Origin of the sequence: Enterococcus rivorum (assembly GCF_001742285.1) — a bacterium.
Lineage (GTDB): Bacteria > Bacillota > Bacilli > Lactobacillales > Enterococcaceae > Enterococcus_L > Enterococcus_L rivorum.
In genome coordinates, this window is record NZ_MIEK01000056.1 from 129,561 (window position 1) to 144,257 (window position 14,697).

At 34.2% G+C, this 14,697-nt stretch carries 13 protein-coding genes; 8 read left to right on the forward strand and 5 right to left on the reverse strand.

Going from position 1 to position 14,697, the window contains the following annotated elements; all coding sequences use genetic code 11:
- Positions 1 to 22: 22 nt before the first annotated feature.
- Complete coding sequence (locus BCR26_RS15380) at positions 23 to 373, reverse strand: DUF1827 family protein (RefSeq protein WP_069699857.1); 351 nt, start codon at positions 371 to 373, stop codon at positions 23 to 25.
- A gap of 856 nt (positions 374 to 1,229) precedes the next feature.
- Between BCR26_RS15380 and BCR26_RS15385 the strand changes: the two genes are divergently transcribed.
- Positions 1,230 to 1,991, forward strand: coding sequence for a MerR family transcriptional regulator (locus BCR26_RS15385; protein ID WP_069699858.1), 762 nt, complete (start codon positions 1,230 to 1,232; stop codon positions 1,989 to 1,991).
- Positions 1,992 to 2,075: 84 nt separating this feature from the next.
- Here BCR26_RS15385 and BCR26_RS15390 read toward each other — a convergent pair whose 3' ends face one another.
- On the reverse strand, positions 2,076 to 2,924 hold the full coding sequence (locus BCR26_RS15390) for an HAD-IIB family hydrolase (RefSeq protein WP_069699859.1): 849 nt from the start codon (positions 2,922 to 2,924) through the stop codon (positions 2,076 to 2,078).
- A 142-nt stretch (positions 2,925 to 3,066) separates the two neighbouring features.
- On the opposite strand from BCR26_RS15390, the gene BCR26_RS15395 reads away from it, so the two are divergent.
- Both BCR26_RS15395 and BCR26_RS15400 read left to right on the forward strand, forming a co-directional pair.
- Complete coding sequence (locus BCR26_RS15395; RefSeq protein ID WP_139124969.1) at positions 3,067 to 3,807, forward strand: TraX family protein; 741 nt, start codon at positions 3,067 to 3,069, stop codon at positions 3,805 to 3,807.
- A gap of 214 nt (positions 3,808 to 4,021) precedes the next feature.
- Entirely contained in the window at positions 4,022 to 5,002 is a 981-nt protein-coding gene (locus BCR26_RS15400; RefSeq protein ID WP_069699860.1) for a DUF5067 domain-containing protein, read from the forward strand.
- Between the two features lie 72 nt (positions 5,003 to 5,074).
- Here BCR26_RS15400 and groL read toward each other — a convergent pair whose 3' ends face one another.
- Positions 5,075 to 6,706 (reverse strand): chaperonin GroEL, encoded by a 1,632-nt coding sequence (groL, locus tag BCR26_RS15405; protein ID WP_069699861.1) that lies wholly within the window; start codon positions 6,704 to 6,706, stop codon positions 5,075 to 5,077.
- A gap of 58 nt (positions 6,707 to 6,764) precedes the next feature.
- Positions 6,765 to 7,049: a co-chaperone GroES gene (gene groES, locus BCR26_RS15410; RefSeq protein ID WP_069699862.1), complete on the reverse strand. Its 285-nt coding sequence runs from the start codon at positions 7,047 to 7,049 to the stop codon at positions 6,765 to 6,767.
- Positions 7,050 to 7,307: 258 nt separating this feature from the next.
- Here groES and BCR26_RS15415 point away from each other — a divergent pair, with 258 nt between their 5' ends.
- Together BCR26_RS15415 and BCR26_RS15420 are read left to right on the forward strand one after the other, a co-directional pair.
- The gene (locus tag BCR26_RS15415; RefSeq protein ID WP_069699863.1) at positions 7,308 to 7,487 is read left to right on the forward strand and encodes a hypothetical protein; all 180 of its coding nucleotides are present in this window, start codon (positions 7,308 to 7,310) and stop codon (positions 7,485 to 7,487) included.
- 258 nt (positions 7,488 to 7,745) lie between these two features.
- Positions 7,746 to 8,180, forward strand: coding sequence for a CPBP family intramembrane glutamic endopeptidase (locus BCR26_RS15420; protein ID WP_245676996.1), 435 nt, complete (start codon positions 7,746 to 7,748; stop codon positions 8,178 to 8,180).
- Between the two features lie 45 nt (positions 8,181 to 8,225).
- Here BCR26_RS15420 and BCR26_RS15425 read toward each other — a convergent pair whose 3' ends face one another.
- Positions 8,226 to 8,882 (reverse strand): redox-sensing transcriptional repressor Rex, encoded by a 657-nt coding sequence (locus BCR26_RS15425; RefSeq protein WP_069699865.1) that lies wholly within the window; start codon positions 8,880 to 8,882, stop codon positions 8,226 to 8,228.
- A 382-nt stretch (positions 8,883 to 9,264) separates the two neighbouring features.
- Between BCR26_RS15425 and abc-f the strand changes: the two genes are divergently transcribed.
- The 3 genes from abc-f to BCR26_RS15445 all read left to right on the forward strand — a co-directional run bounded on the left by abc-f (position 9,265) and on the right by BCR26_RS15445 (position 14,558).
- Entirely contained in the window at positions 9,265 to 11,205 is a 1,941-nt protein-coding gene (abc-f, locus tag BCR26_RS15430; protein ID WP_069699866.1) for a ribosomal protection-like ABC-F family protein, read from the forward strand.
- Between the two features lie 542 nt (positions 11,206 to 11,747).
- On the forward strand, positions 11,748 to 13,199 hold the full coding sequence (locus BCR26_RS15440) for a glycoside hydrolase family 1 protein (RefSeq protein ID WP_069699868.1): 1,452 nt from the start codon (positions 11,748 to 11,750) through the stop codon (positions 13,197 to 13,199).
- A gap of 15 nt (positions 13,200 to 13,214) precedes the next feature.
- Positions 13,215 to 14,558, forward strand: coding sequence for a PTS sugar transporter subunit IIC (locus BCR26_RS15445; RefSeq protein ID WP_069699869.1), 1,344 nt, complete (start codon positions 13,215 to 13,217; stop codon positions 14,556 to 14,558).
- The last annotated feature ends 139 nt before the right edge of the window (positions 14,559 to 14,697 follow it).

Sequence of the window (14,697 nt, forward strand, 5' to 3'; positions counted from 1 at the left end):
AACAGTAGATAAATGCTTTTTTCTATTCAATATTTTGTTGAATCACGATAATATCTTTTCTCGGTGCGCTAAAAGAATAACCCTTTCGCTCCATTTGCTTTTTCACATCAATAGTAATCTCAACATTTTCACGAGTCGTATGTAGTAACCTTTTGATAGCAAAATCAATTTCATGTTTTGTTATTTTCTTTTTCGTATTAATCATAATAATGTCAATCTTATCAAAAGCGTCCGCATAAATAATCTGTGTTCGATCAAGCGCATAAAGTTTGAAAAATTTTATCGCCTTTTGACCAAAGACATACTTGGTAATATTCGGATAAAAATATTCCAAATCAAGATTTTTGTTCATTGATGTTTCGATCAGTTTCATTTCTGATCAACTCCCCACATAAGTATAGAATAAATGTAACTGGAATAATTTTACCTCTTTTTGTATTTATTTTACAAGATTTTTGTCTTTTTACTTGACCTTAACGTTAGGGAAAGGTTTATGCTAGTATTATGACAATGTTATAATTCAGCAAAAGTTCAAAATCACAGAGCAAGCAGCCAGCACACAAGCGACTCGGCAAAAAGCGCCGATTCCATAGTTAACTAGAGTCAAACTAGCTGTAGAAGCCTAATAAAACAGCTAGTAATTCTCCTGTTACTTCTAAGGCTACTTGTACTTGATAGTGAAACTTCTCTGTTTGTTAAACAAAATATTTAAAAAATGAATTTTCTCAAAAGTAACTTTAAACATTGTCAAGATGCTAGACTAAACCACACCTATTTATAAGCAACTAAGTAATTTTGACTCAAAAGATCTTTTTTCATAAGTCATGTCTCTATAATAAAAAATTTATTCTCAAGTGTCGCATAAGCAAAAGACTCTAAAGAAAGTTTCTTCTTCTAGTTTAATCAGTTCTAAAAAAAGGGTTGGTCTCCAAAGAAACAGCGGAACTACCAGCAATTGGTGTTAGTAACCGTGACCAGAAGCCAATGTGAATGACTTGGGCTTGCCATTTATTTAGCCCAAGTTAAAAGCTTGGAAGCTCTGAGACCTGACCTTTGAGCTCAAAGCGGTTCCACGGTTTTCCATTGGTAGCAACTGCTGGTAGTAGAGCTTAGTCTCCCTTTTTTATTGGAAAATCAGAATAGACTAATCTAATTTATACAAGACTAAGAATCTTTGTTTCTAAAAGTGGTTTAGTAGATTAGTATAGAATTATACAGGAGGGAAATACATGGAATACACAATCAAAAAAATCGCAGAATTGTCTGGTATCAGCACCCGAACACTGCGCTATTACGATGAAATCAACTTATTAAAGCCCACTCGAATCAATTCTTCTGGCTACCGAATTTATGGAATAAAAGAAGTTGATCGTCTCCAACAAATATTGTTTTATCGATCATTAGATATCAAACTCGAAGATATTCAAACCATACTTTCTCAATCTGAAGTCGACATACAGCACTCACTAAAAGAACACTATAATCAGCTGTTGCTTAAACGCCAACAGATAGACTCCCTACTTTTAACTGTAGAAAAAACCATTCGCTACCAAAAAGGAGAAATTACGATGAACGATCAAGAAAAATTTGAAGGATTAAAACGAGAAGCTTTACAAAAAAACGAAAAGCTCTATGGCAAAGAAATTCGTGAAAAATACGGAGAATCAACCGTTGAAACATCTAACAAAAAGTGGCTAAATCTAAGTAAAGAACAATTCAACCAAATGGAACAAACAGAACAGAATCTTTTTTCAGCGCTAAAAAAAGTTATTCAGTCTAAAGATTATGATTCCCCTGAAGCAAAAGAAGCCTTCGAGTCTCATAAAGAATGGCTATTATTTACCACTCCTCACTATTCCGTGCAAATGCATCGTGGTCTTGGAGAAATGTATATAGCAGATGAACGCTTTGCTTCATATTATAATAGCCGTGTTGGAGATGAAGCGTCCGACGTTCTAAATAAAATTATTCAAAAATATGCAATTCAATAAATGCTAGAGTTTCTGCACCTAAAAAACCCCTAAACAATATCTGATTGATGTTTAAACCAGATACTACTTAGAGGTTTTTTTTGATTATTTGATCAGCTCTTCAAAAATGAAGTTCCCTACTCCACCAGATTCACAGTCACCAATAATTTTACTACACTGCTCTTTCACAATTTCTTTAGCATTTGCAACAGCGACCGATACATCCACGACTGCCAACATAGCCAAATCATTTTCTCCATCACCAATTCCATAGCTAGTTGCTTCAGGAAATTTTTCCATAAATTCTTGGATTGCATGTCCCTTTGTACTCTGTGGATGAACCACTTCTAAACACTGAGTAAAAGATGAAAAAACATAAGCCATTTCTGAAGCTAATTTATCCCGTAAAAGGTCACGTTCCTCATCACTTGCTTCCATTAACTCAATTTTTATTATTTTGACTTCTGGATGTTCTTTTAAATAAGCTAACGGGTTTGAAACCTGTTGCTGTTCTTCAAAAAAATTCTCTTTAAAATCCATAATCTCTTTACCAGTTTCCCCCATAAAAGCCATTTTTTCCCTTAAAGCTAAAATATTTTTTTGGTAGGTAGAAACAGGTTTTAAGATAATTCCTTCACTTGTATGAATATGATAAAAAATAGCACGGTCCTCCAAAATTCCAAGGATTCTTTCTGCTTCCTCTATCGTTAAGCATTGACGATATTTCACTTCATCTCCAACTAATTTATAGCCAGAGCCATTCCCAAAAATAACATCACATTCACTATCCATTTGATTCATTAATTCATCTAGTTGCCCATAGCCTCTGCCAGTCACAAATACAAAGTGATCGCCTTGTTTATGTAATGCTTCAATTGAATCAAAATTCACTTGTGGAATTGGTCCAGCCAAATTTTGAAAAGTACCATCTATGTCACAAAATACAATATTCATTTATTTACTCCTTCACTTTTTTCTCCCCTGAGTATAACATAATTGAATACTGAAAAAACAGGCACTAATTAGAAAATAGATATTCATTTAAGTAAAAGTAAGCTAGAATGAAGGTACTAAAATAACAGGAGGATAATCAATTTTGTTACAAAATAAATTTATTTCTGGTAGCCAATTAAAATGGATTGCAATTATCACTATGTTTTTAGATCATACAGCAAAAATCATTTCCTTTCAGCCACCAATTATTGCTGCAGTTCCTTATGAATCAACAAATGAACCTTTTTATGAAGCCACCCAAGCAATTTTTACCGTTTGCACTACACTTGGCAGATTAGCTTTTCCAATCTTTTGTTTTTTACTTGTAGAAGGATTTATTCATACTTCTAATAGAAATAAATATGCTTTTCGACTACTGATTTTCGCTTTTCTCTCTCAAATTCCTTATAGTTTAGCTTTTTCTCATCAATTATTTGATTTTCGAGAGCTGAATGTTTTTTTTACCTTATTGATTGGCTTTTTAGTTGTGATGGGATTGGATAAATTTAAGAAATTTAGTTTCAAAAACGTCTTCTATAGTATTGGTATTGTTGCATTAGGTGTAGAACTTGCGGAATGGCTCCAAACAGATTATGGAGGAAATATTGACGTTTTATTAATTGTGGCTCTTTATCTTCTTCGATACAATCTTTTGTATAAATCTTTAGTAGGAAGCTTAATTATTCTTCAAAATAGTTTTTTTGGTATCTTTTCTTTTTTTATTCTCTCTTTTTATAATGGGGAACGAGGAAAACAATGGAAATACTTTTTCTATCTTTTTTACCCAGTACATTTGCTTTTATTAGTTGGTATAAAAAGATTTATTGTGGTTCCTTATTTTTAGTAGAAATATTAGACAGATTTTTTATCCATATACTAGAATGGGATTGCTTGAAAGCACAGCAAAGAGGTATAATAATTAATAAGAAAATTAAAATTTAAGGAACCATAACTAACTCAGAAAAAACCCTATCTCAGCCTAAAGATAGGGTTTTATCAGATAAAAAATAATATTGTAATGCTATATAATATTATACCAGAAACGGGGAGAGTTTTAAATGAAGAAAATAATGCGTGTTATCTTGTTAGGGAGTTCTATTTTCATCCTATCAGCATGTGGGAGTAAAGTGACGAAAGAGGTGTTGGAAGCAAATCAATGGGAAGTAAATTTTGGAAATGATGACGAAGCAAAATTTATTGCTGATTTCTCTGACGATGTTATGAACCTATCTTTTGATACGTCTAGCCTAGCAAGTGAAGCAAGTAATGAGTGGGAAGAAATTGGTGAAGGTTTGGCCAAATCATTTCTTGGAAACATGTCTTATGAAGTAAAATATGAACTAAAGGGCGACTCTATACATTTAAAAAATAAAGGATTGGACTTAGACAATAGTTTTGCAATTAGCAAAAAAGGAACTGACGTTATCTTTACTAATAAAAAAAATAAAGATAAAACACTTGTATTAAAACCTCAAAAAAAAGATAAAAATAAAAAAGCTCAAAAAAAGGAAAGAGAATCAAGTGCTACCACGACAACTAGCTTAACCAAATCATCTAGTGAAGAATCATTAAAGCAGTCGTCTGAATCTGAGAGCATTGTAAATTCAGAATCGCCAATAGACAGTGACTCATTACCTATTAATAATAACAAAATGAAAACTAAAGATTTAGAGTTTACGATTAACAAAGCTTCAATCATCCCTGTTGGAGAAAAAGGGAACGAGTATGGAGATGTTCCTGTTTTAGCTATCTGGTATACAACTACTAATAACTCTGACCGGGCCTTCTCTCCACTAGCATGGGTTTCATACACAAAGGTAATTCAAGACAATGATCCAAATAAAGTCAATGAATTAAGAGTTGCTTCAACCCCAGATGAAGCATTCTTAAATGACCAGTCAGCAGAAATAAAAAAAGGCGGATCATTAAAAAGTGCAGTTGCCTATGAATTATCGGATGAAACAACAAATGTTGAAATAAAGATTTCTGACTATTTTGAGAAAAAAGAAGCCGAATCAGTTATCATCAAATTGAAATAAGCACCTCTTAACCGCAAAGAAACTCTAAGTAAAACAAACGTTTTACTTAGAGTTTCTTTTTTTAATATTCGTTTACATCATACCGCCCATGCCCATAGATGGATCCATTGGAGGCATTCCACCTGCTGAAGCTGGTTCTGGTTTATCAGCAACAACTGCTTCGGTTGTTAACAATAATGCCGCTACAGAGGCAGCGTTTTGTAAAGCTGAACGAGTTACTTTTGTAGGGTCAACGATTCCTGCTTCAACCATGTTTACCCACTCACCGTTGGCTGCATTGAAACCAACACCAAGTTCAACATTTTTTAATTTGTCAACAATAACTGAACCTTCATAGCCTGCGTTCTCAGCAATTTGACGAATTGGTTCTTCTAAAGCACGAACAACGATTTTCACACCAGTTGCGATATCTCCTTCAGTTTCTAGCGCTGATACTTTACCAATTACGTTAACTAGCGCAGTACCTCCACCTGATACCATGCCTTCTTCCACTGCTGCACGAGTGGCATTTAGAGCATCCTCAATACGAAGTTTTAATTCTTTCAATTCAGTTTCTGTCGCAGCTCCAACTTTAACGACTGCTACACCGCCAGCTAATTTAGCTAAACGTTCTTGTAATTTTTCACGGTCAAAATCAGAAGTTGTTTCACCAATTTGATTTTTAATTAATTGAACACGGGCATCTACTGCATCTTTTCCGCCTGCACCTTCAACAATTGTTGTATTGTCTTTATCAACAACTACTTTGCTTGCATTTCCTAAACTTTCAATTGTTGTATCTTTTAACTCAAGACCTAGATCTTCTGTAATAACCGTTGCGCCTGTTAATGTTGCAATATCTTCAAGCATCGCTTTACGACGATCGCCAAAACCAGGAGCTTTTACAGCGACTACGTTGAAAGTACCACGAATTTTATTTAATACTAATGTTGGTAATGCTTCTCCATCTACATCATCAGCAATGATTAGTAATGGACGGCTTTGTTGTAGAATTTGCTCTAGTAAAGGTAAAATATCTTGGATATTAGAGATTTTTTTATCTGTAATCAAAATGTATGGATTTTCTAAAACAGCTTCCATTTTGTCATTATCTGTAACCATGTATTGAGATAAATAACCACGGTCAAATTGCATTCCTTCAACAACATCTAGTTCTGTTTCGATTCCTTTTGATTCTTCAATTGTGATAACACCATCGTTTCCAACTTTTTCCATTGCATCTGCAATTAATTGGCCTACGCGATCATCACCAGAAGAAACAGCTGCCACTTGTGCAATCGCTTCTTTAGAATCAACTACAGTAGAAATGTTGTGTAGCTCTTCAACAGCTGTTTTTGTTGCTAATTCAATTCCACGACGAATGCCTAATGGGTTCGCTCCAGCCGTTACGTTTTTCAACCCTTCGCGAACAATCGCTTGTGTCAAAACAGTTGCTGTAGTAGTCCCATCTCCTGCAATGTCATTTGTTTTAGAAGCTACTTCAGAGACTAATTTTGCTCCCATATTTTCAAAATGATCTTCTAATTCGATTTCTTTTGCAATTGTGACACCATCATTAGTAATTAATGGTGAACCGTAAGATTTTTCTAAAACAACGTTACGTCCTTTAGGGCCTAATGTTACTTTTACTGTATCTGCTAAAATATCAACTCCACGAAGCATTGCTGCGCGTGCATCTTCTGCAAATTTAATTTCTTTTGCCATTTTCTCTTCACCTCATAATTTTTTTCTATTCTAAATCTTCTTTATTAATAAATGTTTTTTATTCTACAATAGCGATAATATCTTTGCTAGAAACAATCAAATATTCTTTTCCATCATATTTTACTTCTGTTCCAGCATATTTTTCGAACATTACCTTGTCGCCTTCTTTAACTTCAGTAGGAACTTTTGTACCGTTATCAAGAACTCGGCCTTCACCTACTGCGATGATTGTTCCTGTTTGTGGTTTTTCTTTAGCAGCAGAGGCCAAGACAATCCCACCAACTGTTTTTTCTTCTTCTTCTGCGACTTCAATAACGACGCGATCGCTTAATGGTTTTAACACAATAAATCCCTCCATAAAAAGTTTTAAGTTTCAGTTAGCACTCGATGACAACGAGTGCTAACTCACACTATTTATAATACTCATTTCAATTGAATAATGCAAGCCTTTTGTTCATTTTTCTATTATTATTTCTAATTACTCTATAAAAAAAGGAATACTCTCTCATAAGAACCTATTTTATTGCTGTTCACCTAATGTTTTATTCATGTTAAAATGGAAATAGTTACAAAGAGCGCCACGAAGAAAGGAGTCTTTGAAATGAAACAACGTTTATTACAATCTTTTTTAGCCACAATTTTATATCTAATGGTTGCGAATATTGGAAACTTCCTATTTGGTGTGACTCGTCGTTTCGACTGGACAACAACCTTATGGGAGTCTTTGTTTTTCTTCATTTTTATTTTTTTATTGTTAGGTTACCGAAAAAACAAAAAATAGTTCACCGTTTTTATTCTTATTTTATTAGTTAAAGGAGATTATTTTGTGTCTATAAAAAAAGTCAGTATTTTATCAATAATCATTTATTTTTTTACTTTCTTTTCCCCATTTTTTCTTGTTTTAATTTCTAAAAACATGTTAGTCCCTGGAGTGACTTTTCTCTATATTATTAGTTCCTGCCTAATGATTTTTCTTTATTTTACCGGAAAAGAACCTGCGCTTATCGAACAAAACAGCAAACTTTCCTCTCCAGTTTTTATGTTTCTATTAGGAGTTAGCGGAATTTTTCTCGCAATGCTTTTACAAGGTATTGTTTTTAGTATTGAATCTATTTTTACAGGAATGCCACCTAGTTCACAAAATACGAAAAAAATTATTGATGTAATTTTGAAAAAGCCAATTTTCATTTTAGCCACGACCATTGCTGGCCCAATCATGGAAGAATTTGTTTTTAGACGCTCTTTACTAAGCTTGATGCAACCATATTCTGGATTTTGGATTAGCGCTGGAATTAGTTCAGCCATGTTTTCAATTGCGCATCAAGATGGACATTTTTTTGTCTATTTTTGTATGGGACTATTCTTCTGCTTTCTTTATAAAATAACGGGAAAAATTTGGACCCCAATTATTGCTCATTGTGGGATGAATGCTTTGGTCGTCTTAGCCCAATTAGCTGTGTATTATGGTTCCTAAATAAAAAAGAGCGTGTATTTGCTTAAAACAAATACACGCATATTTTTATTCTTCTGTTTCTGGAATCACTAATTCACTGTCGTTATGTAAAAAATAAATTAGCGTTTGCAATTCATTTGTTAAGTCAACATTTTGAATTAGTACATCTGATGGCGCGACTAAACGAGCCGCAGTAAAGTTTAAAATCCCTTTAATACCCGCATCTGCAAGTTGGTTAACCACTTCTTGCGCTTTACGAGCTGGTAGCGTCAAAATAGCTACTTCAATTTGTTGGATACGGATTTGTTCCATCATATCTGCCATGGGATAAACAGGAATTCCGTCAACAATTCTACCGATAATATCCTCATTAACATCAAAAGCGCAACTTACGCGGATGCTATTGCTTTGATGAAATTTATATTTTAACAAAGCGCTACCTAAATTCCCAACACCGATTAACGCGACATTCGTCAACTCGTCATCATTCAGTGTCTTAGCAAAAAAATTCATTAGATTTTCTACATCATAACCGTAGCCACGTTTCCCTAATTCACCAAAATAGGAAAAATCACGGCGGATTGTGGCACTATCAACTTGAACTGCCTCACTTAATTCAGTAGATGAAACTTTATTTTTCCCAGCGTCATGCAAAATTCTTAAGTAACGATAATATAAAGGCAGGCGTCTCGCCGTTGCTTTTGGAATTATTTGATCTTTCACATTTGAACCTCCAATACTCTATGTCTTAACCTTTGTTCCACTACCATAATAGCAGTTGTTCCCATAAAAAAGCAATTCTGTAGCTCACAGCTCATTTTTTTCTAGGCTGTGTATAGAATAACAAACAAATTACCTATTGCAAAAGGTCAAATCATAGTAATATTTTTTGTAATTCTATGCTAAACTAGGATGTGTCTGAAAACGATGGAGAAATTTTAATTTTTCAGAGAATTGTGGTGAAAACTACGAACAAAAAGCGGCTTATATGTTGCCATAAGTGAGGCTTTATGGCGATGAGTTACATACAATGAATGAAAATATTTGTTACTGGTGTTTTCATAAACATCCTAAGAACAATGAATTAGAAATGAGGAAGAATTTTATGATTTTACTCCAAGCAAATCAGATTGCTCGCTACTTTGGAGCTGATACTTTGTTTGAAAATATACATTTAGAGATTGGTAGCAATAGCAGAATCGCTTTAGTTGGCCGTAATGGTGCAGGAAAATCAACTCTTTTAAAAATTATTGCTGGTATTGACGCTCCCGATGCAGGAACAATTGCCAAGAATAAGACAGCTAGTTTAGGTTATCTAGCACAAAATACAGGACTGAACTCAACAAATACTGTTTGGGACGAGATGCTGAAAGCTTTTGACAAAGTAATAAAGATGGAACAAAGAATGCGTGCATTGGAAATTCAAATTGGAGAAGTTGCTCAAGATGCTCCTGTTTATGAAGGAATATTAAAAGAATACGATCGTTTACAGCATGATTTTGCCGCTATCAATGGTTATGGCTATGAAAATGAAATTCGTTCAGTTCTTCACGGTTTTGGTTTTGGAGAAGAGTTTTATCAAAAGCATATTGATACCTTGTCTGGTGGCCAAAAAACTCGCCTAGCTTTAGCCAGAATGTTACTACAAAAGCCTGACATTTTAATCTTAGATGAGCCAACAAACCATTTAGATATCGACACGTTGTCTTGGCTAGAAACTTATTTACCTAGCTATTCCGGTGCATTATTGATTGTTTCACATGACCGCTATTTTTTAGATAAAGTAGTAACCGAAGTCTATGAAATTAGTCGTAGAAAAATGCACTTTTACAAAGGAAATTATTCAAAATACTTAGAGCTAAAAGCCGAACAGCTAGCTAGTGAATGGAAAGCTTACGAAAAACAGCAAACTGAAATTAATAAATTAGAAGACTTCGTCGCTAGAAACTTGGTTCGTGCATCCACAACGAAGCGTGCCCAAAGCAGAAGAAAAGTTTTGGAAAAAATGGATCGCTTGGATCGACCGCAAGGAGAGGAAAAATCTGCCCACTTTCTTTTCGATATTGAAAAAGTATCTGGGAATGTTGTTTTACAGGTGGAAGATGCAGCCATTGGGTACGATGAAAAAATTTTAGCAGAACCTATCAACTTAGATATTCGTCGTCAAGAAGCAATTGCTTTAGTTGGTCCAAATGGGATTGGAAAATCGACCTTGTTAAAATCAATTATCGGGCGCCTTCCTTTTATTAAAGGTCAAGCTACTTTAGGAACCAATGTCCAAATCGGATACTACGATCAAGAACAAGCAAATCTCCATGGAAACAAAACCGTATTAGCTGAATTATGGGATGAACATCCAACAACACCTGAAAAAGATATTCGAAACGTCTTAGGAGGGTTTCTATTTAGCGGAGATGATGTTGAAAAGACCATTCCATTACTTAGTGGTGGAGAAAAAGCTCGTGTAGCCTTAGCAAAATTATCAATGGACAAAGAAAACTTCCTAATTTTAGATGAACCAACCAATCATCTTGATATTGATAATAAAGAAGTCTTAGAAAATACGTTGATTGAATACGAAGGCACATTACTTTTTGTTTCTCATGACCGTTATTTTATTAATCGAATTGCAACCAAGGTGGTCGAATTATCTGAAACAGGCAGCAAGCTTTACCTAGGTGACTATGACTACTACCTTGAAAAGAAAAATGAAGAAATTGAATTAGCAGAGCTCTTAGCTAGTGAAAATGAACCGTCTCAGAAAAAAGAGTCTCTACCTAAAAATGACTTTTATCAAAATAAAGAGCAGCAAAAATTAGTGCGAAGCTTAAATAGAAAAATTGCAGTAATTGAAGAAACATTGGCATCATTTGATACTACTATCAATGAATTGGAAACTGAAATGAGCAATCCAGCATTCATTGATGACCATCTTCAATTGGTAGAATTGAATAAACAACTTGAAACCCATCGCAATGAACAGGAGAAATTACTTGGCGAATGGGAAGAATTAAGCTTAGAATTAGAATCAGTCGAAAATGAATAAGTTCCTACTTATTGAAGAAATAGAACAGCAATTTTACAAGCTGTCCTATTTCTTTATTATTGATTTAGCCACTATAGTATCTATGATTTTTTCTTTTTTAGTTTTTTAAAGATAAAGTATTTCAATGTCCAAGAGACTATAAATAATGCTACTAATCCTAGTAATTTCAGCTCAAAAGTAAACTTAATCCAAATCTTAAAGGAAATAAGAATAACAAAAATCATAAAACTAAATAAAAAACCATACTCTCTCTTTTCCATTTTTTTCTCCCCTTTGACTAAACCTCTTTTTCAATAGACCGTATTAAAAACCTCAAGACACGAATATTTTCCTATACACCTCAATAGTATCATGGTCTTAACAATTATTCCTAATGTTAACTATCAATGTTTTAACCCTCAATATTTTTTCGTTCGCTGAAACAAGTTGTTTCATACCTGAAATACGAATCTGTTTATAGAAGAACGCTTACAATATCGTTTATAACCATGTATTATAACACTATCAATTGATAATAAATTTAAGTTAGGAGAGATTACTATATGTTTCATCAAAAACTAGTACCCTTTAGCAAAAATTTTCTATGGGGTTCCGCTTCTGCAGCCTATCAAGTAGAAGGAGCTTGGAATGAGGACGGAAAAGGCCTTTCTGTCTGGGATAATTTTGTTCAAAAGCCTGGAACTACATTCAAAAATAGTAATGGTAATGTTGCAGTTGACCATTATCATCGTTTTAAAGAAGACGTAGCTTTAATGGCTGAACAAGGTCTTAAAGCCTATCGTTTTTCAATCTCATGGTCGAGAATTTTACCGAATGGAAAAGGAACAATTAACCAAAAAGGACTTGATTTTTATAATGAACTAATCGATGAATTATTAAAGTACGATATTGAACCTATTGTCACTATTTACCATTGGGACTTACCTCAAGCCTTACAAGACGAATACAATGGTTGGGAATCCAGAGAAATTATTGAGGATTTCACTGCTTATGCAAAAATATTATTTGACGCTTTTTCTGATCGTGTCCGTCACTGGGTTTCCTTAAATGAACAAAATGTGTTTATTATGCATGGTTATATGTTAGGTTCTCATCCACCAGCTGTTCAAAACTTAAAACGGATGTATGAAGCAAATCATATCGCTAATTTAGCGAACGCTTCAGTTATTAAAGCATTTAGAGAAGGCGGCTACCCTGGGAAAATTGGCCCTAGTTTTGCATACACTCCATCGTATCCGGTGGATTGCCACCCAGAAAATATCATTGCTAACGAAAATATGGCTGACTATTCAGCACACTTCTGGATGGATGTCTATGTTTATGGTCGCTATCCTAAAGTAATGCTAACAACTTTAGAAAAAATGGGCATTGCACCGACTATTTTACCTACCGATACCGACTTACTCAAGCAAGGAACTCCAGATTTTATGGGGCTAAACTACTATCAGTCGGTAACAATTGCAAGCAATCCGCTAGATGGTGTGTCATTTTCTGGAAAAGCAAACTACTCTGGCGAAAAAGGAACCACGCAAGAAGCTGGAATGCCAGGATTATTTAAAATGGTTTCAAATCCTTATTTGGAAAAAACAAATTGGGACTGGACTATTGACCCTAACGGTTTAAGAGTTTGTCTAAGAAGAATTTCTAGCCGTTATAACTTACCTGTGTTAATTACTGAAAATGGCCTAGGGGAATTTGATACGTTAGAAGATGGTAAAATCCACGATAATGAACGGATCAATTATTTACACTCTCACTGTTTAGCTATCCAAGAAGCAATCACAGATGGTGTTGAAGTTATCGGTTACTGCACTTGGAGCTTTACTGATTTGCTCAGTTGGCTAAACGGCTATCAAAAACGGTATGGTTTTGTTTATGTAGATCGAGATGAAAATTCTGAAAAAGAATTAAAGCGATATAAAAAAGATAGTTTCTATTGGTATCAACAAGTGATTAAAAGTAATGGACAATCACTTATAGAAAAAAACAATTAGTTTAGGAGATAAAATATGGAAAAATTAGAGGCTTTTTTAAATAAATTTCTTGGTCCAATTGCTAACTGGATGAGTAATAACAAATTTTTCAGCGCTTTGTCAGAAGCATTTATGCGCACAACCCCTGTAACATTAGGTGCTGCGCTATTATTAATTATTGGTAATTTTCCAATTCCGGCATGGTTCAATTTTGTTGCTGAATCTGGCTTAAAAGTCCATTTTGATGCTGTAATTGGAGGAACCATCAATGCGATATCCTTATTTCTAGTATTTAACTTTGCCTATGTTTATGCTAAAAATGCCAAACAAAATCCACTAACAGCCGGATTATTAGCATTAGGAAGTTTCTTGATTCTAATGCCTCAAAAAATTGAAGTTGCTACACTTAAAGAAACTGTAACAAAGTTTCCTAGTACTGCTGAAGTCACTAATATCGAAAGTGTGGAAGCTTATAAAACCTTCTTCACTGGTGGAACAGGCTTGATGGTAGCTATTTTAGTTGGTTGGTTAACAGCTGTTCTATTCGTCTTTTTAACAAAGAAAAATTTAGTCATTAGAATGCCTGAAAGTGTTCCTACCAATGTGGCTGAATCATTAAGTCCAACCATCATTTCTGGGATTATTTTTATTACTTTCTTTATTATACGTTTGTTATTTGCTGCAACCCCGTTTGAAAGTATTTTTTACTTTATTTATGGCTTAATTCAAGCACCTTTGCAAGCCTTAACTAGTAGTCCGTTAGCAATTATCGTTATTTTTACAATTGCCAATTTGCTTTGGTTTTTCGGCATCCATCCAAACATGGTATACGGAGTGGTAATGCCAATGATGATGGCTAATGGTGTTGCTAATATGAATGCTGCTAGTGCAGGGAAACCTTTGCCTTTCTTATTAATGGCAGTTATTGGACAAGTTTGCGGAAGTGGTTTCGGTGGTCAAGGAGGTACCTATGGTTTAGTCATCTCGATGTTTACTGCAAAATCGGATCGATACAAACAACTGCGAAAACTTGCTGGACCTCCTGTTATTTTCAATGTAAATGAACCGTTAGTTTTCGGAGCACCTCTTATGCTGAATCCTATTTTTTTCTTACCAATGGTTCTTTCACCAATATTAATGGGTAGCTCTGCTTGGTTGATGGTTAAGTTATTGTCATTTACTGAATTAAATCCATTAATCACCTTACCTTGGACCACACCTGCGCCTATTTTGATGGGATTACAAGGTGGTTGGAAATATTTATTTATTTTCCTAGTAGCACTTATTATTAATATCACTCTTTGGTTTCCATTCTTCAAAATAGCTGATAACAAAGCTTTAGCTGAAGAAAAAGAATTGCTTTCAACACTAGAAGGTTAATACAAAAAGCAGATATAGTGATAAATCTAAAACTTTTAGAAATTTGATTTGTCAAATTAAGCTGGACAAATGCTTATCATTTACGTAACTCAAAAATACCTCTAATGGTGTCTGATACTTTAATGATTTTCTTGGTATA

Excerpts from the sequence above, each read along its gene's own strand:
- BCR26_RS15415 (WP_069699863.1), top strand. The coding sequence starts at position 7,308 with ATGAAACAACGTTTATTACAATCTTTTTTAGCCACAATTTTATATCTA.
- BCR26_RS15440 (WP_069699868.1), top strand. The coding sequence starts at position 11,748 with ATGTTTCATCAAAAACTAGTACCCTTTAGCAAAAATTTTCTATGGGGT.
- BCR26_RS15420 (WP_245676996.1), top strand. The coding sequence starts at position 7,746 with ATGTTTCTATTAGGAGTTAGCGGAATTTTTCTCGCAATGCTTTTACAA.
- BCR26_RS15380 (WP_069699857.1), bottom strand. The coding sequence starts at position 373 with ATGAAACTGATCGAAACATCAATGAACAAAAATCTTGATTTGGAATAT.
- BCR26_RS15445 (WP_069699869.1), top strand. The coding sequence starts at position 13,215 with ATGGAAAAATTAGAGGCTTTTTTAAATAAATTTCTTGGTCCAATTGCT.
- groL (WP_069699861.1), bottom strand. The coding sequence starts at position 6,706 with ATGGCAAAAGAAATTAAATTTGCAGAAGATGCACGCGCAGCAATGCTT.
- BCR26_RS15390 (WP_069699859.1), bottom strand. The coding sequence starts at position 2,924 with ATGAATATTGTATTTTGTGACATAGATGGTACTTTTCAAAATTTGGCT.
- BCR26_RS15400 (WP_069699860.1), top strand. The coding sequence starts at position 4,022 with ATGAAGAAAATAATGCGTGTTATCTTGTTAGGGAGTTCTATTTTCATC.
- abc-f (WP_069699866.1), top strand. The coding sequence starts at position 9,265 with ATGATTTTACTCCAAGCAAATCAGATTGCTCGCTACTTTGGAGCTGAT.
- BCR26_RS15385 (WP_069699858.1), top strand. The coding sequence starts at position 1,230 with ATGGAATACACAATCAAAAAAATCGCAGAATTGTCTGGTATCAGCACC.